22 protein-coding genes and 1 riboswitch are annotated in these 23,219 nt (G+C 43.5%); of the genes, 15 read left to right on the top strand and 7 right to left on the bottom strand.

What is annotated here, in order from left to right; all coding sequences use genetic code 11:
- Positions 1 to 18 precede the first annotated feature (18 nt).
- The 8 genes from L3V27_RS09735 (at position 19) to L3V27_RS09770 (ending at position 7,345) form a co-directional block, all read left to right on the top strand.
- Positions 19 to 702, top strand: a complete 684-nt coding sequence (locus L3V27_RS09735) for an iron-containing redox enzyme family protein (RefSeq protein WP_065646781.1) — start codon at positions 19 to 21, stop codon at positions 700 to 702.
- A gap of 8 nt (positions 703 to 710) precedes the next feature.
- A complete protein-coding gene (locus L3V27_RS09740) occupies positions 711 to 1,505 on the top strand; it encodes an SDR family oxidoreductase (RefSeq protein WP_237311735.1) in 795 nt (264 codons plus the stop codon).
- Between the two features lie 14 nt (positions 1,506 to 1,519).
- A complete protein-coding gene (locus L3V27_RS09745) occupies positions 1,520 to 2,155 on the top strand; it encodes a hypothetical protein (RefSeq protein WP_237311736.1) in 636 nt (211 codons plus the stop codon).
- A gap of 3 nt (positions 2,156 to 2,158) precedes the next feature.
- Positions 2,159 to 2,815, top strand: a complete 657-nt coding sequence (locus L3V27_RS09750) for a response regulator (protein ID WP_005393404.1) — start codon at positions 2,159 to 2,161, stop codon at positions 2,813 to 2,815.
- Complete coding sequence (locus L3V27_RS09755) at positions 2,805 to 4,217, top strand: ATP-binding protein (RefSeq protein ID WP_053807511.1); 1,413 nt, start codon at positions 2,805 to 2,807, stop codon at positions 4,215 to 4,217. The genes L3V27_RS09750 and L3V27_RS09755 overlap by 11 nt, the downstream gene beginning before the upstream one ends.
- A 186-nt stretch (positions 4,218 to 4,403) precedes the next feature.
- Positions 4,404 to 6,353 (top strand): LTA synthase family protein, encoded by a 1,950-nt coding sequence (locus L3V27_RS09760; RefSeq protein ID WP_161442422.1) that lies wholly within the window; start codon positions 4,404 to 4,406, stop codon positions 6,351 to 6,353.
- Between the two features lie 142 nt (positions 6,354 to 6,495).
- Positions 6,496 to 6,861, top strand: coding sequence for a VOC family protein (locus tag L3V27_RS09765; RefSeq protein WP_005393412.1), 366 nt, complete (start codon positions 6,496 to 6,498; stop codon positions 6,859 to 6,861).
- Between the two features lie 100 nt (positions 6,862 to 6,961).
- Positions 6,962 to 7,345, top strand: a complete 384-nt coding sequence (locus L3V27_RS09770) for a hypothetical protein (protein ID WP_012841882.1) — start codon at positions 6,962 to 6,964, stop codon at positions 7,343 to 7,345.
- Between the two features lie 91 nt (positions 7,346 to 7,436).
- Here L3V27_RS09770 and L3V27_RS09775 read toward each other — a convergent pair whose 3' ends face one another.
- Both L3V27_RS09775 and L3V27_RS09780 read right to left on the bottom strand, forming a co-directional pair.
- The gene (locus L3V27_RS09775) at positions 7,437 to 8,171 is read right to left on the bottom strand and encodes a hypothetical protein (RefSeq protein ID WP_012841883.1); all 735 of its coding nucleotides are present in this window, start codon (positions 8,169 to 8,171) and stop codon (positions 7,437 to 7,439) included.
- A 31-nt stretch (positions 8,172 to 8,202) separates the two neighbouring features.
- Positions 8,203 to 8,361, bottom strand: a complete 159-nt coding sequence (locus L3V27_RS09780; RefSeq protein ID WP_005377784.1) for a hypothetical protein — start codon at positions 8,359 to 8,361, stop codon at positions 8,203 to 8,205.
- A gap of 529 nt (positions 8,362 to 8,890) precedes the next feature.
- Positions 8,891 to 8,990: riboswitch (glycine riboswitch) on the top strand.
- A 122-nt stretch (positions 8,991 to 9,112) separates the two neighbouring features.
- Here L3V27_RS09780 and L3V27_RS09785 point away from each other — a divergent pair.
- On the top strand, positions 9,113 to 10,489 hold the full coding sequence (locus L3V27_RS09785) for a sodium:alanine symporter family protein (RefSeq protein ID WP_104971631.1): 1,377 nt from the start codon (positions 9,113 to 9,115) through the stop codon (positions 10,487 to 10,489).
- A 114-nt stretch (positions 10,490 to 10,603) separates the two neighbouring features.
- On the opposite strand, the gene L3V27_RS09790 is transcribed toward L3V27_RS09785, so the two are convergent.
- Together L3V27_RS09790 and L3V27_RS09795 are read right to left on the bottom strand one after the other, a co-directional pair.
- Positions 10,604 to 11,170, bottom strand: coding sequence for a hypothetical protein (locus L3V27_RS09790; RefSeq protein ID WP_005393418.1), 567 nt, complete (start codon positions 11,168 to 11,170; stop codon positions 10,604 to 10,606).
- On the bottom strand, positions 11,170 to 11,805 hold the full coding sequence (locus L3V27_RS09795) for a LysE family translocator (protein WP_237311737.1): 636 nt from the start codon (positions 11,803 to 11,805) through the stop codon (positions 11,170 to 11,172). The genes L3V27_RS09790 and L3V27_RS09795 overlap by 1 nt, the downstream gene beginning before the upstream one ends.
- A gap of 223 nt (positions 11,806 to 12,028) precedes the next feature.
- Between L3V27_RS09795 and L3V27_RS09800 the strand changes: the two genes are divergently transcribed.
- Positions 12,029 to 13,501 (top strand): carboxypeptidase M32, encoded by a 1,473-nt coding sequence (locus L3V27_RS09800; protein ID WP_237311738.1) that lies wholly within the window; start codon positions 12,029 to 12,031, stop codon positions 13,499 to 13,501.
- A gap of 70 nt (positions 13,502 to 13,571) precedes the next feature.
- Here L3V27_RS09800 and L3V27_RS09805 read toward each other — a convergent pair whose 3' ends face one another.
- The gene (locus L3V27_RS09805) at positions 13,572 to 14,522 is read right to left on the bottom strand and encodes an LpxL/LpxP family Kdo(2)-lipid IV(A) lauroyl/palmitoleoyl acyltransferase (protein WP_041853039.1); all 951 of its coding nucleotides are present in this window, start codon (positions 14,520 to 14,522) and stop codon (positions 13,572 to 13,574) included.
- A gap of 696 nt (positions 14,523 to 15,218) precedes the next feature.
- Between L3V27_RS09805 and L3V27_RS09810 the strand changes: the two genes are divergently transcribed.
- Positions 15,219 to 16,646: an APC family permease gene (locus L3V27_RS09810; RefSeq protein ID WP_237311739.1), complete on the top strand. Its 1,428-nt coding sequence runs from the start codon at positions 15,219 to 15,221 to the stop codon at positions 16,644 to 16,646.
- A 74-nt stretch (positions 16,647 to 16,720) separates the two neighbouring features.
- Here L3V27_RS09810 and L3V27_RS09815 read toward each other — a convergent pair whose 3' ends face one another.
- Positions 16,721 to 17,077: an SMR family transporter gene (locus L3V27_RS09815; protein WP_005393429.1), complete on the bottom strand. Its 357-nt coding sequence runs from the start codon at positions 17,075 to 17,077 to the stop codon at positions 16,721 to 16,723.
- A gap of 152 nt (positions 17,078 to 17,229) precedes the next feature.
- Positions 17,230 to 17,616 carry a hypothetical protein gene (locus tag L3V27_RS09820; RefSeq protein ID WP_065646791.1) on the bottom strand — a complete coding sequence of 129 codons (387 nt, stop codon included), beginning with the start codon at positions 17,614 to 17,616 and terminating at the stop codon, positions 17,230 to 17,232.
- Positions 17,617 to 17,956: 340 nt separating this feature from the next.
- Between L3V27_RS09820 and metA the strand changes: the two genes are divergently transcribed.
- The 4 genes from metA to L3V27_RS09840 all read left to right on the top strand — a co-directional run bounded on the left by metA (position 17,957) and on the right by L3V27_RS09840 (position 23,160).
- The gene (gene metA / locus L3V27_RS09825; protein WP_006741610.1) at positions 17,957 to 18,898 is read left to right on the top strand and encodes a homoserine O-succinyltransferase; all 942 of its coding nucleotides are present in this window, start codon (positions 17,957 to 17,959) and stop codon (positions 18,896 to 18,898) included.
- 178 nt (positions 18,899 to 19,076) lie between these two features.
- A complete protein-coding gene (pilW, locus tag L3V27_RS09830) occupies positions 19,077 to 19,802 on the top strand; it encodes a type IV pilus biogenesis/stability protein PilW (protein ID WP_053807335.1) in 726 nt (241 codons plus the stop codon).
- Positions 19,803 to 20,071: 269 nt separating this feature from the next.
- Positions 20,072 to 21,001: a phosphate/phosphite/phosphonate ABC transporter substrate-binding protein gene (locus tag L3V27_RS09835; protein ID WP_065646792.1), complete on the top strand. Its 930-nt coding sequence runs from the start codon at positions 20,072 to 20,074 to the stop codon at positions 20,999 to 21,001.
- Complete coding sequence (locus tag L3V27_RS09840; RefSeq protein ID WP_237311740.1) at positions 21,001 to 23,160, top strand: GGDEF domain-containing phosphodiesterase; 2,160 nt, start codon at positions 21,001 to 21,003, stop codon at positions 23,158 to 23,160. The genes L3V27_RS09835 and L3V27_RS09840 overlap by 1 nt, the downstream gene beginning before the upstream one ends.
- The last annotated feature ends 59 nt before the right edge of the window (positions 23,161 to 23,219 follow it).

Raw genomic sequence — 23,219 nt, forward strand, 5'->3', positions numbered from 1 at the left:
CTTCTTAAGGAGAAGGTTATGACTTTATTTTTCGAACAACTCAAACAAAGCACTACCGCTGCTCAACAAGCAATGTTAACTGCGCCAGTCATCGCAGACGTTCAACAAGGCAACATTTCCAAAGATATGTATATCGCCTTTCTAACCCAAGCTTACCATCACGTTAAGCACACTGTTCCCTTGCTGATGGCGTGTGGAGGCCGCCTATCTGGCGAATACGAATGGGTACGAGATGCCATTGCCGAGTATATCGAGGAAGAGAAAGGCCATCAAGAATGGATTTTAAATGACATCAAAGCGTGCGGCGGCGATGCCGAAGCAGTGCGCAACAACAAAGATGTAGGTCAAGTAGGTGCACCGATTGAACTGATGGTTTCCTACCTTTACCACAACATTGATCGCCACAACCCACTCGCGCTGTTTGGCATGGTGTGGGTATTAGAAGGCACCAGCGTCGGCATTGGTGGCCAAATGGCTGAAAAAATCCAGTCAACGCTAAGCCTACCGCCTTCGGCAATGACTTACCTAGTTTCACACAGCGTGTTAGACCAAGATCATCTGCAATTTTTTGAATCACTGATGAACAAAATCACCAAAGTGGAAGATCAACAAGTCATCATCGACTCCGCAAAAATGGTGTTCGCATTGTACGGACAAATGCTGCGTTCTTTGCCTTCTTTCTCAACCCAACAAGCGGCGTGAGGTGAAGCATGATCATTAACAACAGCACCATTCTCCTGACAGGCGCAACGGGCGGAATTGGGCAAGCCATCGCGCAAGAGTTAGCAAAACGCGGTGCCAGCCTCATTCTTGTTGGGCGAAACGAAGAGAGCTTGCAAACACTACAGCGTGAACTGTCGAATCCAGAGCGCCATAACCTAGTCGTTGCAGACATCACCTCATCAGAAGGATTAACAGCGATTAAAGATCGAGCGCGCCAACATCAAAAAGTGGACGCACTAATTAACAATGCGGGCAGCAACGATTTCTCGTTGTTAAGCCACAAACGACCAACGCAGATTGCAGACGATATCCAACTCAATCTCGTTGCGCCGATGCTGCTGTGCCAATCGGCGTTGACGTGGTTAAAACAGCCTGGGGTAATTCTCAATATTGGTTCCACATTCGGCTCAATTGGCTACCCTGGCTATACCTCCTATTGCGCGGCAAAAGCGGGATTGCACCGTTTTACCGAATCGCTCGACAGAGAACTGTTCGCAACCGGAATCCGTGCGCTGTATTTGGCACCAAGAGCGACAGAAACCTTACTCAATAGCGATGCCGTCAATGAGATGAATCGACAACTGGGTAACAAAACGGACTCGCCGCAAGTTGTTGCCAATCACGTTGTCACCATGTTGGAAAAAGAAATTTCCGCGAAATGGATTGGTTGGCCAGAAAAGCTTTTTGCACGCATCAATCAACTGCTTCCAAGCGTGGTTTCTTCTGCGATTCGTAAGCAACAAGAAACCATTCACCAATACGTAAACCGGGTCAGTCATTGAAGAGGACATGGACGATGAATACCAAACAACTACTTTGCGCTTTGACGGTTTGTTCAACGTTAGCTTCGACCGCTGCGTTGGCAGGTAATGCTCCACTGCAACAGGTTCAAAAGAAATGGGCGGAATGTCAGTACAGCACGCCCGATGGTGACGAAAAGGAACAATGCTTCCATCGCGCGATTGCCAAAACCAGTATTTATCTCGACAGAGAACCGGGCAATCCCGAACTCACTGTTTGGCTGGCAATCAATAAAGCATCGCTGGCTGGTGCTCAAGGTGGCTTGGGTGCACTATCACTCGCCAAAGAAGCCAAATCTTTACTCGAAGGGGTAATTGCAACGTCACCGCAAGCGCTTGATGGATCTGCATACACCAGTTTAGGTTCTCTGTATTACAAAGTTCCGGGGTGGCCAATTGGCTTTGGTGATGACGATAAAGCCGAAGAAATGTTGAAAAAAGCGTTAGAGATCAATCCAAAAGGCATCGATCCGAACTATTTTTATGGAGACTTCCTTGCAGAAGAAGGTCGAGACAAGGAAGCGAAAGTGTATTTGACTCGCGCAATGCAGGCGTCACCTCGCCCTGACCGACCTTTGGCTGATAAAGGTCGAAAACTGGAAATTGAAGCGACTCTTGGGAGATTGAAATAAACCATGCGCTTATTACTCGTAGAAGATGACAAACTACTCGGTCAATCCATGGTGACTTCATTAAGTCGCCATGGGTACACCGTGGATTGGGTGGAAAAAGGCTCTGGCGTGACTAGCGCACTCAAAACAGAAGCGTTCACCGCCGTAATATTGGATCTCACTCTCCCCGATATCGATGGATTGGAAGTTCTGCGTAATATTCGCAAAGGCGGATTTAAGCTCCCAGTGATGATACTTACCGCACGAGACGACATTCGCGATCGCGTTCAAGGCCTTGATGGCGGCGCAGATGATTACCTCGGAAAACCGTTTGCACTCGAAGAGTTGCTCGCTCGCTTGCGTGTGTTGATTCGCCGTCAATCCGGTAGTGCAGAAGAAATCATTCAAGTTGGACAGTTGTCTTTATCCTTATCGGAACAAAGCATTCGCTACGATGACGCGCCGCTTAAACTCACACGCAATGAATTTAAAATCCTCACCAGTTTGATGACGAACGCCGGACGCGTGCAAAGTAAGGAGCAATTGCAACAATCACTGCACGGCTGGGATGAAGGTTCAAGCGACAACGCTATCGAAGTTCATATTCACAATTTGCGTAAAAAAGCGCCCAAAGTGGTCATTAAAAATATTCGCGGTGTGGGGTACATTCTTGAAAGATAAGAAATCGTACTCGATCAAACGTCAGTTAACTCTATCAGTAGGCGTGTTGGTAAGTGTTCTCTTACTCATCTCACTTTATTTCAGTTTCCAATCTGCGAAGCACGAGGTCGAAGAAGTTTATGACGCTAGGCTTGGACAATCCGCAAAATTAATGTTGCTGACGCTCTCAATTTCAACGGAAGAGAGGACTCTCGCTAACCATCGAGAATTATTTAATGAGTGGATGGAAAACATTGAGTCAATGTCAAAGTCTGACGATGACAATGTCACAACGTTCGGCCACCCTTATGAACAAAACTTGGTTTTTCAATTCTATCGAGACAACACACTGCTCTGGAGCTCTGATCAAACCTTGCACGCACTCTCTACGTCCTTTGATAATAACGGCTACGCTGATATCGTAAAAGACGGTACACAATGGCGTACATTTCAGATTTCACTGCCACAAACAAAACATGATAATGAATACGTCGTGGTTGCAGAAAAATACAAGATACGTAAAGAGATCATCCACGAAATTGCCCTATCCACATCAATAGAACAATTGCTGATACTACCAACTTTGTTGCTTTTGCTGTTTTGGTTGATCGATAAACATTTCCGACCGATTAACGACCTGCGCACCGCCATCACACAAAGAAACGTACACCGATTAGATCGCATTCATGTAAAAGACAACACCGTTGAACTCGCACCACTTGTCGATTCGCTCAACTCTCTCCTCTCTGAACTAGAGTTAGCCTGGCAAAGAGAGAAACGCTTTACACGTGCTGCAGCGCATGAACTAAAAACCCCACTAACAATCCTTCGTCTTAACGTAGAAAATGCACTTGAAAGTAATGATCCGGAGCAACTGAGAGGAGATTTACACAACATTCTGCAAGGCATTGAACGCACTGACCGCCTTATCCATCAGCTACTGACTTTAGCTAAAGTAGATAGCTTATCAGAACGTGTATTCGACACCGTTGAGCTAACCCCTTTGTTGCAAACCGTTGTTGCTGATTTGGCACCGTTAGCATTGAAGCATAAGCAAGACATCAGTTTATCATCTTCCAACATCGCTATATCCGGTGATCGAATGTTGTTAGAGGTGTTATTTCGTAACCTCGTCGATAATGCGATTCGTTACTCCGGCGAGCACAGTGACATACAAGTCAGCGTCACAGAGAACAATAATACAATCAAAGTCTTAATTTCCGATACTGGTCCAGAAATCCCGAAAGAAACTCGTGAAAGAATCTTCGAACAGTTTTATCGGGGTCATTCCGAACATGGCGACGGTGCGGGTTTAGGGATGTCAATTTGCAAAGACATTACAGCACTACACCGTGCAACACTTGAGCTCATTCCCAGAGAAAATAGTAGGAATACGTTTGTCGTCACTTTCCCAAAGTGCTAACAAAAGCGATACAGACCATAACCTGTTTAATTTATGTTCCAGCCGAACATGAGCTTCATTCCACACTTACATAGACATACCAACACTTACACTACTCGACCATAAACCCACATTATAATTCACGTTTATTTCACGCTTGCTTTGTTAAAAACAACACAACATAACAATTAAACTATTCGAATAAATATGAAAAACTTATCTAAGGGCTCTGTGTGGGGGCCTTTGCAGCCAATTGCTGCTTTTTCTTTGTTTTCACTTATATTTTTGTCTATCTCACGCGTTTTGCTCGCCTTTTGGCAACTTGATCGAATTGACTCTTTCAACGACTTAATTTACATCCTAGGCCAAGGCTTACGCGTAGACATTGCAACACTGTGCTGGTTATTCATCCTCCCTGCACTGCTTTCAGCCCTAATGCCATTAAACGGCAAGATTGGGCAATACTGGAAATGGATATTGCGCATATGGATGGTTTTAGGGCTTTGGATTCTCGTGTACATGGAACTGGCAACGGCACCATTCATTCAAGAATATGACCTACGCCCAAACCGTCTGTTTGTGGAATACCTTATCTATCCGAAAGAAGTCATGGGCATGCTTTGGACTGGCTATAAGCTAGAGCTGTTTATTGGCGCGTTAGGCACGGCATTAACTCTAGTTTTGGGTTGGAAGTGGAGCAAAAAACTGACCGACAATGCACAGCAGATCAACTGGAAATGGCGCCCACTATTAGCCATTTTTGTTGTGCTTCTTGGTGTTGCAGGCGCACGCTCGTCTTTAGGCCACCGCCCACTAAACCCAGCCATGGTGGCGTTTTCTAACGATCCACTGCTTAACGACTTAGCATTAAACTCATCTTACTCACTGCTGTTTGCTGTCAACAGCATGAAGTCAGAAAAAAGCGCAGAGCAGTTCTACGGCAAGATGGATAATCAAAAGATGCTGGAGCTAGTTCGCGCTTCGTCAAAAAAGTCCGACTTTGATCCAACATTGCTTCCAACCATGAACAGTAACCCCGCGACTTACCATGGTAAACGTAAGAACTTAGTGATCTTGCTACAAGAGAGCTTAGGAGCGCAATTTGTAGGTTCTTTGGGTGGTCTACCTCTTACGCCAAACCTGGATGAACTCATGGCTGAAGGTTGGCAGTTCACGCAAATGTACGCAACGGGTACTCGTTCTGTTCGTGGTATCGAAGCCGTAACCACGGGTTTTCCACCATCCCCTTCTCGCGCAGTGGTGAAACTAAGCAAAAGCCAAACAGGCTTCTTTACCATCGCAGACTTACTCAAAGCACAAGGCTATCACACGCAATTTATTTATGGCGGTGAAGCAAACTTCGATAATATGAAAACCTTCTTCTTCGGTAATGGTTTTGATCAAATCGTCGAAGAAGATGATTACAATAACCCAAGCTTTGTTGGCTCTTGGGGGGTCAGTGATGAAGATTTATACAACAAAGCAGACGAAGAGTTTGAACGTCTTTCAAAAAGCGACAAACCTTTTTTCAGCTTAGTTTTTACGTCAAGCAATCACAGCCCTTATGAGTATCCGAAAGGTAAAATTGAGCCATACGATTCCGAACACATGACGCGTAATAACGCGGTAAAATATTCAGATTACGCTTTGGGTACGTTCTTTGACAAAGCGAAAAACTCATCCTACTGGGATGATACTATTTTCATTGTCATTGCAGACCACGATGCCCGCGTGTCTGGCGCTAACTTGGTTCCAGTTAAGCACTTCCACATTCCTGCATTGATCATTGGTAAAGACATTCAACCACGTAAAGATGACCGTATCGCAAACAACATAGATATGCCGCCTACGCTGTTGTCTCTTATTGGCGTAGACGCCAAAACGCCGATGATTGGTCGTGATTTAACGAAACCACTGGCTCGCGAAGATGAACGCGCAATGATGCAATACGACAAAAACTTTGGTTATTTAACGCGTGACAACCTAGTTGTGCTTTCTCCTGGTGAAAAAGTATCGACCCTGGCGTACGACTTTGAAAGCCAAACCATGAAACCGCTAGAAGTCGATGAATCCGTTATTGAACGCGCAAAAGCAAACGCACTGTTTGCATCTAAGGCGTATCAAAACAACTGGTACGCTTCGAAACGTACCAACTAATATCCGCTGATTCAGTTAAAAAGGAGCCAAATGGCTCCTTTTCTTTATTCTTACACTCTCCTTCGAATCTTCTACTGACAAAGCCTGTCTTACCCTTCCGTTAGATTCAACCTCATACTTCTAGTAAATTGAGAAACAGACCATGCTAACTATCAATTCATTCGTCCTCTATGTTGAGGACATCCACGTAAGCCAAGCTTTTTACTCGAAACTGTTTGATTGTGAGGTCACGTTTTTGTCTCCAACATTTGCTTCTATGCCACTCGCAAATGGCTTAAAACTGACACTCAAGCAAAGTGATGTTCTTTCCCCTTCCAGCGACATCAAAGGTGGTGGCACCGAGTTATCATTTGCAGTGCGCAACCGCCATACGTTAGAGCACGTTTACAACAGTTGGAAAAACATGGGCGTTGAGTTTGCTCAACCACCAATGACTTCGGTGTATGGCTTAAATTTTGTGGCTACCGATCCGGATAAACATCGCATTCGCGTTTTTATTAGTGAATAAAAATGCGTTAAAAATGCTTTTTACCCATTCCCAATGTGACTTCAATAAATTAGACTCAGGGAAACATCAAAAGCTGCGTAGTATATAAGAAGGAATGCCCATGAGCTCAAGTATGATCCTTAGCGAATCTCTAATCGAGAGTGGAAGAGATATCCCCCTCAAAGAACTGCTTTATGCAAAGCGCGTGCTGGATAACTACATGGCGGTAGCAAAAGAGAGCAGCCCACTTGAGCTGTTGACAGAGATGAAATCGGCAGCAAAGCAAGTGGAATACTTTACCACTACGAGTAACCCGTGTGAGGCTCGTAATGTCATCAGTCAGATGATTGAAAAAATCGACACCGCGGAATCTTTTGAGTCGTTCAAGGCTTTAGCAGGCAAGCCCTCACTAGCTCTCAATGAACTGATTGAAGATCGCGCCCAACTGATTAAACATGAGCGAGAATTGCTGCTTGCTTCAGGCTATGACGCCTCGCGTATCTAAGAATAAACGCTAGCTCCCGAGTTTAAAGCTAGCAACGAAAAAGGAGCTCTTAAAGAGCTCCTTTTACTTTCCAAAATCAGGTATAAAAGATCTAGAGGCCGATATCTTCAGTTATTGCTTTGATTTGCTTGAGATCCATTTTATAAACTTCAATCATTTGATCGACCTGACTTAGTCGTGAATTGGCTTCATCGTGTTTATCACACGCGTCCGATTTCACGTCCCAAGATTTACCTTCCAAAAATACATCACACTCTTTTTTGAGTTTCTCGATCTTAGGCAATAATTTCGCCCTTTCTTTCTCTAGAGACTCCAATTCTTGCGAAATTTTCAGCTCTTTTTGAAACACCTCGCGCGATCGTTCAAAGATAGTCGCTTGCATATCCGCTTGACGACTCAACTTCTCATTTTCCGACTTCGTCGTATTGATCTTATCTGCCTGTTGTTTCAATTGAGACTCTAGCGACAAGTTAACTTTCTCGACCTCAGTCAATTGCTTTTGTAACTTCTTAAGCGCTTTCTCGTGCGCTTCATCTTTCGCAACGAGCAGTTCAGTGACTTTATCTTGTATTTCTTGGTCGAGCGCTTCTTCGCGCACTTTTACTTGAGACACCAACTGCGTTTTATCTTGCGTCAACGCTTGGTATTTTTCTTCTAGCACATGATAAGTCGATTCCCACTTGTTCGCAGTGACAATCGATCCAACAAGGCCACCAAATGCCAAGCCTAATACCGCAGCAATCGCGATATAGATATGAGTACGTTTGTCACGCTCTTCAATGACAACAACGTCGTCTTGTTCTTCCATCTTGTTCTGAGAACTCACCGTATACTACTCCAAGGACTCTTTTACTTTGCTAGCGGATCAATTCCGCAAACATAATCGATGCTGTATAAATCAGAAAGGCGCCAATTAATGTTATAACGGTCGCTTTTTGGACTTTTTCATTGGTTCGATAACGAAACAGCACAAATGCTACTGCAATCAACACCGCAATGGCTAATAATCTGGTCATACCGCCTCCTTGTCCACTCATGAAAAACTGCCTAGGTCCATAGACGGTTTCACAAAGATTTATTGTAACTCATTTATACGCCCCATAAGGTCAACTTAGCGTAGATTTTAAAATAAGTGCTTCGATTTTAATCAAATTTGTGTTCTCAATTGAATAACTTATGCCGTAATAATCGAAACATATTTATCGTTCTGAAGTGTGTTCTTGGTTCTATTCCCTAGCCCAATGAGTTTTGTTTATGCAGTTGCTCACACAAAAAACTTGGTAAACATAGCTTCGTGAAAATAAGTGGGGGTTATTTCGTTGAAAATAAATTGACATAGGGTGTTGAAATGGACCAAAAACATGATAGAGTTCACACGTTAATGATGACCAGCATCATTAACTAACCTTTACTCATTTAATTGAGTAATTGTTCCGATGAAGACTGCAGGAGAGTGGTTATTAATCAAATTTTAACATTTGATTAGCATAACTCGCCGAAGAATTAACTATTTCAGGTGCTACCTAGGTAGCGGGGACTGTAGTTGGAGGAACCTCTGGAGAGAACCGTTAAATCGGTCGCCGAAGGAGCAAGTCTTGCACTCACGCAAGGTGAAACTCTCAGGCAAAAGGACAGAGGAGTGGAAAGTTACAACCTAACTATTTTGCTTGGCCTTCCCGCCTACAACCAATAGCTTAGTTCTTTTAGAGATCGTTGATCTCGTCCTTTCCCTCTTCTCCTTATTAGTTGTTTTATTAAGGGGAAATCATGAACGACCTACAATCTTTACTACAAACCATCGATAATTTTGTCTGGGGTCCACCACTGCTTATTTTGCTAGTGGGTACCGGTGTTTACTTCACTTTTAGCCTCGGCTTGATCCAGTTTAAACATCTCCCAACAGCGCTAGCGATGGTATTCAGTAAAGATAAGTCATCTGATAAACAAGGTGACGTTTCTAGCTTTGCAGCACTTTGTACTGCGCTCTCAGCAACGATTGGTACTGGTAACATTGTTGGTGTTGCCACCGCGATCAAACTTGGTGGACCAGGTGCCCTATTCTGGATGTGGCTCGCCGCCCTTTTCGGAATGGCGACTAAATACGCCGAATGTTTGTTAGCGGTTAAATACCGAAGAGTAGATGATAAAGGCCAAATGATTGGTGGCCCAATGTACTATCTGCAATACGGTGTTGGCTCAAAAGCCCTCGCGATCATGTTTGCAGTGTTTGCTTTGGGTGTTGCTTGTTTTGGTATTGGTACGTTTCCACAAGTAAACGCGATTCTGGATGCAAGTGAGATATCTCTCGGTGTTGACCGTGAGCTCTCTGCCTTTGTACTGACTCTTTTGGTTGCTTTCGTAACTTTGGGTGGCATCAAATCCATTGCTAACGTTGCAGGAAAAGTGGTTCCTACCATGGCTGTATTTTACGTGTTGGCGTGTTTAAGCGTGATCATCATGAATGCAGACCAATTGTTCAACGCCGTTGAATTAGTGTTGGTATCAGCATTTACATCAACAGCAGCGACTGGCGGTTTCTTAGGTGCAAGTATCATGCTGGCGATCCAATCAGGTATCGCTCGTGGCGTATTCTCAAACGAATCTGGTTTGGGTAGCGCGCCTATGGCAGCAGCGGCAGCGAAAACAGACTCTTGTGTGAAACAAGGCCTGATTTCAATGACAGGTACCTTCTTTGATACCATCATTATTTGTACCATGACGGGCCTAGCGTTGATCCTTACTGGCGCATGGCAAAGCGACTTTTCTGGTGCAGCAATGACGACTCATGCCTTTGCGGTAGGTTTGAATGCGGATACATTTGGCCCAATGCTGGTGTCAATTGGTTTGATGTTTTTTGCATTCACAACCATTCTTGGATGGAACTACTACGGTGAGCGTTGCGTTGTGTTCCTCTTTGGTACAAAAGCGGTGCTTCCTTATAAGCTGATTTTCGTTGCTTTGGTGGCATCAGGCGCGTTCCTCCATCTAGACATGATTTGGCTACTCGCCGATATCGTAAATGGTCTGATGGCGATTCCTAACCTAATCGGTTTGATCGCACTGCGTCACGTCGTGCTGGCAGAAACCAAGCTGTTCTTTAGCTCAGCATCGCAATCTGATGAAATTGAAGCAGTAAAAGCTTAGTGACATGACAAGTGTTCAGTAATGAACCGTCAATCGCTGAAAGTAAATTGGAAATGGTAAAAACATAAAGCCCGCTGGTATTCAGCGGGCTTTATTTTATCTTAAGTTAAGCGGTTAATCTCTCAACCATTGATGCTCAACCTTTTCTCCACGTTCTTGAAAAAACTTCGCATTTTTTTGCTTGAATTGATCCGACTTCAGCTCTGATAGCGGCCAGTCTGAAAACGCCTCTGTTACGAACGAATCTCCAACCCCAACTTCAATCGATTCAAGATGCTTCCCGATGTAGCGATAAAAGTAGCTCTGCCCCAGTGCATCACAAACCATCGGCACATGTCTCATGCGTTGATGGTTGACGGATACTGAAGCCCAAGTTGTCGTTTTAGGTTCGCAGCTTTGCTCTTTTACAACATCAACTTCAAATTTATTGTCCATTGTTGTCGAGACAAAAACGACAATACCGTCATTCATATACACACGTCGAAGTAACAGCTGTTTCGTATCTTGAGTTCGCGTCTGTTGTATTCCATTGGAAAATGGCTCGAAATAGCCCCAGTGCCAAGACCAGGTCATGCCACGTTGCGCAAACTGTACCTGTGGCCATGTCTGCCAAACAATGGCACCAACCACGCCAGTAATAAACACAACGAGCAATATCAAAAGGTGGTAAATATTGCGCATTACACGGGCTTTTCAATCAATAACTTTACGCCAAGTGCGACTAAGACAGCGCCCGTCGCCCCTTCCATCCACTTCATAAAGCTTGCATTCTTTAACAGGCTCTTAGCTGAGTTAAGTGCGCCAGCCAAACCACACTGCCAAACCATCGCAATAATAAAGTGCACGGATGCCATCATCATTGATTGAAACAAAGGAGAACCTTCTGGATTCACAAACTGTGGCAAGAACGCCAAGTAGAAAACTGCCGTTTTTGGGTTCAAGACGTTAGAAAGAAAGCCCTCTCTAAAAGAGCGTTTGCCATTAAACACTTCATGAACCTGCTCAGTCACTGACAAACCATTCTTCGACGACATCAGGGCTTTTAAACTGCTCAGACCAAGCCAAATAAGATAAGCTGCACCAATCATTTTTACGATTTGGAACAACTCTGCAGATTGCGCCAGAATGGCCGAAATTCCAACCGCTGAAAAGAAAGCATGCACAAATAAGCCAAAGCAAATCCCTAAACTGGTTGTACATCCGTCTTTTAAACCCGCGCGACTGGTATTACGGATAACAAGGGCCGTATCTAAACCCGGCGTTAGCGTTAAAATAGTGATGGCAATAATAAATGCCTCAAAATTCAAGATATCCATATTATCGTGATAATTAATTGTTAATCCGTCATCAATACCGTCAATCCACGAGATTCGCAAGCTTCTTTTTTAAGAGAGCTATACAACTGAGTGAATTTATGGACAATGAGTGACGATTAATTGTTAATTATTAGTAAATTAACGCAGGTTGTTTCGTGCAACTCGACGTAAAGGACCCGTTATCGGGTGTTTAGGGAAAGAACAAAAGAATAAGAGTAGTCACATGAAAGCATTTACAAAACTCATTGAACATTCCAAAAAAGTGGCAAACTTTGAGCACCTCTCTGCCATCATAGGTTGGGACCAAGCAGCGGTCATGCCATCTGGTGGCGCTGAAGCACGCTCCAATGCTATGGCAGAACTTGATGTACACATCCACTCATTGATGACTCAGCCACACTTGGGCGAGCTTTTCGCTCAGGCAGAAGAAGAGACGCTATCTGCAAGTGAAAAGTCCATCCTACGAGAAATGAAACGTGAATGGCAACAAGCTAACTTGCTACCAGAATCATTAGTTCAAGCTCAATCTCTTGCTGGCTCCAAATGTGAACATGCATGGCGTACGCAACGAGGAGAAAATGACTGGTCTGGCTTTGAAAAGAACTGGGCAGAAGTCGTCAAGCTATCGCAAGAAGAAGCGCAAATTAGAGCCGAAGCAAACGGCACAACGCCTTACGATGCCATGCTTGATATTTATGAACCAGGCACAACGTCTGCATCGTTAGACACGCTTTTTGCTGACGTAAAAACGTGGCTACCTTCCTTGATAGACGAAGCGCTTGAAAAACAGCAATCAGACAACATCTTATTGCCAACTGCGCACTACCCTGCGGAAAAACAAAAAGCGCTGGGACTGGAAGTCATGAAGCTACTTCAATTCGATTTTGAACACGGTCGGCTTGATGAAAGTGTCCATCCATTTTGTGGCGGTGTGCCAACAGATGTGCGTATTACAACACGTTATGATGAAAGCGAGTTTGTCCAATCATTGATGGGGATCGTCCACGAAACTGGCCATGCCCGATACGAGCAAGGGCTACCAAAAGATTTAGCAGGAACACCAGCTGGTCAAGCCCGCTCTATGGGAATTCATGAGTCACAGTCGCTCTTCTTTGAAATGCAAATAGGACGAAACAACGCATTTATCGACCATCTTGCTCACATGGCTTCCAAGCATTTTTCTGGAGATGAGTTTGAAAAAGACAATCTAGCCAAAATCTACACTCGCGTAGGGAAAGGCTTTATTCGCGTAGATGCGGACGAATTAACATACCCTGCCCACGTTATTCTTCGATATGAGATTGAACGTGATCTTATGAACGGTGCCATCAAGCATACAGACGTACCAGAGCTCTGGAACGAAAAAATGAAAGCGTATTTGGGACTCTCAACGGAAGGCAATTTCAAAAACGGTTGTATGCAGGACATTCATTGGACGGATGGAAGTTTTGGATATTTCCCGTCCTACACTCTCGGTGCGATGTACGCAGCCCAGTTCATGGCCGCAATGAAGCAAACAGTAGATGTGGACGCGGTTATTCGCTCTGGCGATCTGACGCCGATATTCCATTGGCTGTCGAAGAACATCTGGAGTAAAGGCAGCTTATTAACAACAGATGATCTCGTAAGAGAAGCAACGGGTGAAACACTAAATGCTAAGCACTTCCAAGCGCACCTAAAAGGCCGCTACTTGTAAATAGAAAAAGAATAGAACGTAAAAGCCCAAGGTTCGTATGTTCCTTGGGCTTTTTTAAGCTCTTTCTATGCTATGCCAAGCTAGGGATAAGTCTGGGCTTGTACAAACAATCCTCGCCTTCAGGTCTGGTTTTAAACCGACGGTGAAGCCACATATATTGGCTCGGACTTGCCATGATTGACGTTTCAACTATCTTATTCACGAAAACTGCCGCACCTTGAGGATCTTCTTTCGGGAAACCGTCGACTGGCGCACTAATCGTCAAGGTATAGTGTCCGTCCTTTCCTCTTACCATCGTAAAAGGCACGATGGCACAATCTGTCGAATCAACCAGCAGACTTGTACCTGTCGTCGTGCAAGCATTTTTAACGGCAAATAATGGCGCAAACGTTGAGCGTCGGTTTCCATAATCATGATCCGGTGCATACCAGACCCGCTCACCCGTTCTAAGCGCTTCAAGCATGGCTTTAACGTTCTTGCGATCAATAAGCGTACGATTAGAGCGAGAACGCCCCTTGTATTGAAAGTAATCAAAACACGGATTGTTGTTTGGGCGATAAACACCAGTTCCAGACTTTTTAATGCCAAAAGCACGAGCACCTAACTCTAAGTTCATCGAGTGTACGGCCAACATTAATGCCCCTTTGCCTGATTTTTCTAAAGCCTCGAGGTGCTCCATTCCTTTTATCGTAACGTGTTTGTTTACCCGTTTATCAGACCAAAACCATGCCATCGCCGTCTCAAATAGCGCAATACCTGTATTGTCGATATTGTCTTTTAAAATTGCTTCGCGTTGGCATTCTTCCATCTGAGGAAAGCAAAGCTCAAGATTGCGCCTAATCGTAACTTGACGTTTTTTCATGATTCGCATAGCTAAACGGCCAATGCCACGTCCTAACGCTAACTGAACTTTGAAAGGAAGGAGACTGAGTAAGTACATTACGCTGATGATAATTAAGGTTCCCCAGTAACGAGGCAAAAGAAATTCAGCCTTGAATTCAGGCTTTTGGTATTTATTCATGTGAGTATTGTCAGATGTGCCCATCTATAAGTGATAAAAACAATGATAATGGACTGCACTTTTATCATTGATAGCGCTAATAACATAAATTAAAGCGCGCGGATTCTATGGTTCTTCGACACACTACACAATAAGAACTTTGCAGAAATATGTAGGGGGATGAAAAAGCAGCAAAGATGAATCACCACGTTAACATCGATTGGAGTGATTAATCTACCGCACTTTCATAAAGTTTGGACAAACATAACTTTGTGTTTTCAATGCGCTAGATAATGGTGTTTTTTTAACCCCATAATGCAGCTATCATGAAAATAACAATAAACATGATAACCATTACCCTGAATAAGTAAGACAACTTTCCGGTGCCACCTTTTGGCGCTTGGTTACAGCATCCCATTGTGTTTCTCCATCGTTTCATTTCGATATGGCGTTAATGTACTCCTTGACCTTAGGGGAAAGTCAAACCTTTACCTAAAGGTTCTAATTTATCGCTATAAGTGTTTATTTATCCGACATATCACTCGTTTATATCCCATGGAAATAAAGCGCGTTGTTTTCAGCTCATTTTCGGATAAATACATACCGTTTTTCGCTATATACCCACTATTTATGAGGAACCTACAATACGCGAGTCTTACTTGTAGCACGCTACTTTTACAACCTAGAAGTTGTGCGCTCATCCATTAAAGGTATCGAATGAGCAATATCGTTAAATCCGCCGTTAAATTGAGTGTTTTCTCTATCATCATGATTACCGTAACTTCGGTCGACAGCATAAGGAACATTCCTGGGGCGGCTTTGTTTGGTAGCCATGCCATTTCTTTCTTCTTACTTGCTGGACTCTGTTTTTTTGTCCCTACAGCGCTAGTGTGTGCTGAGCTAAGTACCACTTATCCAGAGCAAGGTGGTGTATATCTTTGGGGCAAAGAAACACTAGGGCCAAACTTTGGCTTTGCCACCGTGTGGTATCAATACGCTGAAAATATTGTTTACTATCCACCTTTAATTTCATTCATTGTTGCAACGGGAGCCTACCCTTTTTTCCCAGATCTGGCGCAAAACAACATGTTTATGTTGTTGATGATTAATGTGATTTTTTGGGCGTTAACTTTAGTTAATATCTTTGGCTTGCGCCTCTCTTCCCTGATTACAAATGTATTCGGCACCCTAGGTTTGATATTTCCGATTCTATTGATTATCGGATTAGGCGGGTACTGGGCGTATACCCACTCTGGTGAGTCTCATATCTCGCTTCGCCACGTATCTGACTGGTTGCCGGACCTTTCTCAAGATGGGATCGGAGCGGGTTTTACTGCGGTAGTTCTTTCACTGACAGGCCTTGAAATCACGACCTCTTATGCAAGCGAAGTCGAAAATCCGCAAAAAGCCTATCCCAAAGCTCTGCTGATCTCCACAATCTTAATCTTGGTTTCTCTGACGGCGTGCTCACTGTCTATTTCTTCGGTCGTCTCAAGTGACCATTCTAGTTTGAGTGAAGGAGTGATACTTGCCTTCAAAGCTTTTTTTGATGATCTGCACCTCTCATTCCTGCTGCCTGTCATTGCCCTTGCTATTGTTTTTGGCACGCTTGCAAGCCTGAATAACTGGATAATCGCCCCAACTAAAAGTCTGCATGTTGCCGCAAAAGATAGTTTCATGCCGATGTCGCTCGCCAAAGAAAACCGCAACCAAGCCCCCGTCTCATTGTTGCTCTTGCAAGGCACGATTGTTAGCGTGCTCTCTTTGGTTTTCATTTTTGTTCCTAACGTCAATCAAGGCATGTGGTTATTGAATATCCTGATGACTCAGCTCTATATGGTGATGTACATCTGTATTTTTGTTAGCTTTTTGGTCTCACGCTACAAACACGCAGATATTGAGCGCCCATTTCGAGTTGCGGGCGGAAAAATAGGAATGTGCTTAGTGGCAGGATTAGGCTTGATGAGTTGCTTGGTGACGATTGTTGTATCTTTTGACGTGCCAGCAGGAATTAGCGCAAAAACTGGTGCATATGCACTGATATTAGGATTTATCGCATTTAGCCTCCCAGCGTTCGCCGCCGTGATGTATCGCAATCGAAAACATCGTCAACAAAGCAAAATGCTTGAGGTACTAGTAAGTTAACTATTGGATTGACATTAAAAAGCCGCAGCAATTTCTCGCTACGGCTTTTTATTTGGCATCACTAGTTGTGTTAGTTATCCGTGTCCTACAGTCTTGGATAACAGGTTAACAATCATCACACCAGTGAGGATAAACCCAATGCCAACAAGCGCCGGCAAATCTAGCCGCTGTCCATAAACAAAGTAGCCAACCGTCGCAACTAAAACAATACCCGCCCCACTCCATATGGCGTAAACAACCCCAACAGGCATCGTTTTTACCGTGACGGAAAGCAAGAAGAAAGCAATGCCGTAACCAATCAGAACGACTGTACTCGGCATCATTTTCGTAAATTGCTCTGTTTTGGGAATATAGGAAGTGGCAATCACTTCACATACAATCGCGATCGACAGCGCCAACATTGGTGGCATAGAGACAAGCATTTTGAACATAAGGCATTAACGCTCAACAGAAATGTAACCGACAACACGTCCGGATAATTAGGTCGCGCATTATACCCAACTCATCTCTCGATGGAATACCTCTTACTCAAGCGGCTTCAAAATGCAGGATTCACAGCGTGATCACTTGAATATAGAGACATTCACACGCCATCGCTTTCACTCACTTCTTGATGAGTAAGCGACAGGCCTGCTTTTTGGTGCTGCCGAGCAATTTCAAAGTAGATGTGCATATCAATTGGCTCTGGTGTATTGAGCAGCATCTTGCCCACTTCTCGTTGAAAGTGACCATAATTACCTAACTCATCCGTCAACCCTAACTGCTCGTAAGAAGGTTCATTGGCAAACATTCCATAGGCATACTGATAATGACTTAGATCCTTGCTCTTATCATAACCAAGCTCTTGAAGGGCTTGATCAATTTCTTTCGGCGTATAAGTGTCTTTATCGCCAAACAAGCGCAATAGTACGCTAGGAACCTCTTGAGCGATGCTCTGAATTTTTGTCTTTCTTTTAAAAATACCGAACATAATGTCCTCCACTGACGATGTTTCCAAATACACACTTTAATGCATATTGGTGAGCTGATTGTTTTTAGTATGGCTCATTAATCTGAGACTTCCTTACAACGAAGTCACTTTCGCATATTAACGTGATCACATAATTACCAGCAAATAGTACGACCAGCGTTTCAAACATATCTCATCAGAAACTCCGCTCTAGTCACAATTGTGTGACAGCTTCGAGCTCGGTTTACCATAATGTAAAGAGTAGATTGAAAAGTCATATTTCGTATCGACATCTAAACTTAATTAAGTTAGCTTTAGAAGTATAGACGTCTAGATTGACTATACTTAGGGAGAGAAAGTCGTGCCAATTAGAATTCCAGATCAACTACCAGCTACCGATGTGCTAAGGACAGAGAACATCTTCGTAATGAGTGAAACGCGTGCTGCGAGTCAGGAAATACGTCCTTTACGAGTGCTGATCCTGAATCTGATGCCCAAAAAAATAGAAACTGAAACTCAGTTTTTGCGTCTACTCTCAAACAGCCCATTACAAGTCAATGTCGAGTTGTTACGCATTGATAACCGCCCAAGCAAAAATACGCCAACCGAACATTTGGATACTTTTTATCGTCAATTTGAAATGGTGAGAGATAAAAATTTCGATGGCATGATCATTACTGGTGCCCCACTAGGTTTGGTTCAATTTGAAGATGTCATTTATTGGGACCACCTAAAAACCATCATGGAATGGGCAAAAGATCATGTGACATCGACTCTTTATGTCTGCTGGGCAGCACAAGCAGGACTGAAGTTGCTCTACGATCTACCTAAAAAAACGCGTAAAGAGAAACTTTCAGGCGTGTACCATCACCAGATTCATCATCAATTCCATCCTATGTTACGTGGGTTTGATGACACATTTTTAGCGCCTCATTCACGCTATGCCGACTTTTCACCTCACTTTTTAGAAGAACATACCGACTTAGACATCCTAGCCACATCGGATGTTGCAGGTGTTTATTTAGCTACAACAAAAGACAAGAGAAATGTGTTTGTTACTGGGCATCCTGAATACGATTCGCATACCTTACATAACGAATATATCCGCGATTTAAGCGAAGGCATGGAACCAGCCATTCCCGTCAACTACTATCCAAACAACAATCCTGATAATCCACCAATTGCCAGTTGGAGAAGTCATGGACATCTCCTCTTTTTAAACTGGCTGAACTACTGCGTTTACCAGCAAACACCTTATGATCTTGATCACTTCAGTGAAGACGCTTTTACTAAAGACGATTAACCTCAAAGCACGCAAACAAAGCGCTTATGATGCCTAAATGTAATATGTGAACCAAGCCGCCATATGGCGGCTTTTTCATACCAGTTTGCAAACCTGATCGCATAGTGTTTTTTCCTCAATAGGCTTTTGCTACGTAATTCATATCATGCTGGGAGATTCAGGGATGTAGGGACAAAGAATGAAAACAACAAAGCTCGGTGCACTACTATTAATCTCTCAGTTTGCACTTGTGGGCTGCGTGACGGTGAAAGAAGATGGTAGCCCTGTCGTTAAAGCCGATCCTGTAGCAATGGCAGAATCACGTATCGCACTTGGCCTAGGTTATTTAGAAGGCGGCAATATGATTCGCGCGCATGATAACTTGCAACAAGCCTTAACCCACGCACCTCAATACTATCGTGCTCAGTTATCGATGGCTCACTACTATGAAACGGTTGGCGAAGATGCTAAAGCCGAGCAAATGTATAAACGCTCTCTACGCCAACACACCAAAAACGGTAACGTGCTCAATAACTACGGCACCTTTCTTTGCAAGCGGGGTGACTTCGAGAAAGCCGATCAAATGTTTAATCGAGCCATTGAGCAGCCTTATTACTATCTCATTCCGGCCAGTTATGAAAACGCCGCATTTTGCGCGTTGAAGTCACAAGATAAAGACAAAGCGAAATACTACTTCGCCCGAGCTATTGATCATGACCCTCATAGGCCAAAATCTATTTTGCAGCTAGCCAAGCTAGAAATTGATAGCGGCAATTACACTGAAGCCAGAATTCGATTAATGAGATTTAATCAAATGTATGGCGTTAAGAAACCCTCTTTACAGCTCATGATTCAACTTGAACGTGCAGCAGGTAATGAAGCACTCGAGAAAAAATATCAAAAGCAATTGGAGAGATTTTCTTAACACGACATCATGATAAAGAGGGTGTACTCGCTCACAGACACTACTGAACTTGACTAAGAATCCAGTGAATTAAAACCCACGGTGAAACATTCATCCTGTACATAAACTTCAAATTCGGTACTATTTGAACAGAATAAGTGACCAAGTCACGTTATAAAAGTGCGCTAGTAAAACGAAATTTGTACATCATACTGTTTTTACTATTGATTTGGGGCGCATTGATAAATGCTAAATATTACTGACATGCACCAGAAGGAAGTTGAAGCCGGATGAAACCTGCCTGCACTCTGTTATCACTCACTTTGCTGAGTTCGCCTTTTGTCGTCAGTGCACAAGAAAATATTGAAAAAACATTCACGTTTGGCATTGTTTCCAATAAAGCTCAAAGCAAAATCAAAAAGTCGACGCCTTTCACGCAGTACGTGACCAATGGTTTGGCTGAATACGGATACACCAAGGGTGCTGTAAAAGTATTTAAAAATTATCGCCAGCTCGCGGTGGCACTTGAAAATGGCACCGTTCAAATTGCAACAGCCACCCCCTTCAATGCAATGACCCTCGAGGCAGAGTCTGGTAGCCAAGCCATTGCCATACGCTGGAAAAAAGGTTTACAAAAATATCATACGGTATTCTTTACCCACAAAGAGAGTGGTATCGAGTCGATTTCTGACCTGCGCGGAAAAACACTTGTTTTTGAAAAGCGTACATCCACCAGCAGCTATTACTTACCCGCTATTACACTGCTTAATCAAGGGGAGAAATTAGAATACCTCCCCTCCTCCGATGACAAACCAGCCAAAGACAGTATTGGATATTTATTCCTTGACGAGCACTTGGCTCAATCGAATGAAATCAACCTTTCAGTATGGGTGTATAAGCAGAGAGTCGCAGCAGGAGCGTTCAGCAATTTCAATTGGAGCAACCCTAAAGATCTTCCAGAAAGCATGAAAGGCAAACTAACGATTTTCGCTCGCTCGGTAGAAATACCTAGAGACTTAATTCTCGCCTCTCCGACCTTAAGCCAAGATCAGCAACATAAAATCACGTCAATATTGCTCGGTATGGAGGCATCTCAGCAAGGTGCCCTAGCACTTAAACAGTTCCAAAACACGAAAAAGATCACCGCTCTAACGCCAGAAATGTCCGCGTCCTTAAATACCGTTCGAACATCTATTCACTTGTTACCGAAGGTGGATTGATGTTCCATAAACTCTCACTCGAAACTAAATACATTTGCTCGACCATTTTTGTTGTCCTGTTTGTCGTAGTGATAAACCTCGCACTATATATGCATGGTTACGATACGTACTCAAATAACTTAACCCGCCAAATCACCGAGAACTCACAAGAAAAAACAGAGTCTTACGTCAAGCAAAAAGGATTGGTTTACGCAGAGTTATTATCAAAGCAACTTTTTGACCCACTCTATACGGATAATATCAGCCAAGCATACGAGCAGATTAAAGCAACATTAAGCCAACCAGATGTCTCGAAGATACACGTTGTTGATAATGAAGGGCTAATCTTTCACGACGGTACGACTCAGCTGAGTATGTTTGCCCAGCCTCATTACCGTTCTCGCTTTATTTTAAAAGCAATAGAAGAGTCTAGAATTCTCATTTCTTTTTCTAAACATCAATTAGAAATTGCGGCACCGATTCAGCAATCGAATATCACACTGGGCGCGGTGTATCTTGAACTCAACCTAGCACATCTATTAGAAGAGAAAGAACAAAACATTGCTCAAGTACAAGCGCTTACCTCAAACGATAAGCAAAAGATGTTTAACTTGCTGCTCACGATCAGTGCGATATCCGTTCTGCTCGGAAGTGCCATCGCGTATGCTTTAGGTCGCTCATTAATAAAACCACTCAAACAACTTAAAGAACAATTTACAGAGTCAAATACTCAAGCACTGCCAATCACTGATATAAAAAGTAAAGATGAAGTGGGTGATCTTATTTCGGCGTATAACAAAATGTCGAACAAAGTGAACAGATACACAAGCCGGGTAGAGTTCATGGCGTATCACGACATTCTTACCTCCCTGCCTAACCGAGAAAAGTTGCTCATTGATATCCAAAAGCAAATAACGAACCGCAAATCACCCTCACTCGCGGTTGTTTTTATTGATCTGGATGACTTTAAACATATTAACGATAACTACGGGCATAGCATCGGAGATAAATTGCTAGGTCATCTCGCCTCAGAACTTCAAGGTCGTTTACCGAGTTACTTCCAGCCTCTTTACCGTCTTTCAACCATCGTAAGCCGAGTCGGCGCTGACGAATTTGTGCTGGTCTTTCCATGCAAAGACAGCCTCCACGCTAGAGAAAAAGCGGACGATATTCATCGCCAATTGCTTTCTCCTTTTAATTTGGAAGAGAACGATATTCAAATTACGGCAAGCCTTGGAGTAGCGGTGTATCCGGAATTTGGCTCAAACGCAGAGTCTCTTTTACAACTCTCCTCACTGGCGGCGCAAGAATCTAAACGACGCGGCAAAGATATCATGACGATATACGATTCCGTGTTTGATGAGACCGTGAAGCAGCGCTTATACATAGAAAAGGAACTGCGCCGCTCAATACGTGATTTATCTCAGTTCGAGCTTTGGTATCAACCCCAGTTCGACCTCAACACCTACCAGTTGATTGGTGTCGAAGCATTGGTTAGGTGGAATCACCCGGAGAAGGGTTATATCAGCCCAGAATTATTTATCCCGATTGCAGAACAAAGTGACTTAATTTTAGAGCTTGGTGAATACCTCATCGAGACAGCAATTAGCCAGCGAGCACAATGGGCGGATCATTTCGCTGCTGATTTTCATATCGCATTAAATTTGTCTCCTAGGCAGATCTACCGCCAAGATTTAAGTCAGCTCTTTTCGAAATATTTACAACAATATCAAGTCCCCCCTCAAACCATTCATGTTGAAGTGACAGAGTCTCTGTTTATTGATGATATTGAGAAAGCGCAGTACGTGCTCAAAAAATTAAAAGATAACGGCGTAGAAGTGTGGCTAGATGATTTTGGAACTGGGTACTCTGCCCTCGCCTACCTACAACAAATGTCGTTTGATGGACTTAAAATTGACCGTTCATTTATCGCTCAAATCCAAAAAAATGAACAAGATGATTCATTAATCCGTGCGATTATATCCATGGCTCATAACCTAAGAATGAGAGTGGTAGCTGAAGGCATAGAAACCCAGACCCAACTAACAAGGATGGAATCACTTCACTGCGACGTTGTTCAAGGCTTTTTCTTGGGTAGGCCGGTGCCGGCAGAAGAAATCATAGAGTTTGAGCAACAACGCCAAGCAATAGATGACTCAACCGCCAGCAACTATGCTTAACTGAATAATTTATCGCGTTCATTGAATTAAAGGGGATTCGTTCTGCAATATCGGTCACA

Origin of the sequence: Vibrio sp. J2-3(2022) (genome assembly GCF_021725735.1) — a bacterium.
Taxonomy (GTDB): Bacteria; Pseudomonadota; Gammaproteobacteria; order Enterobacterales; family Vibrionaceae; genus Vibrio; species Vibrio diabolicus.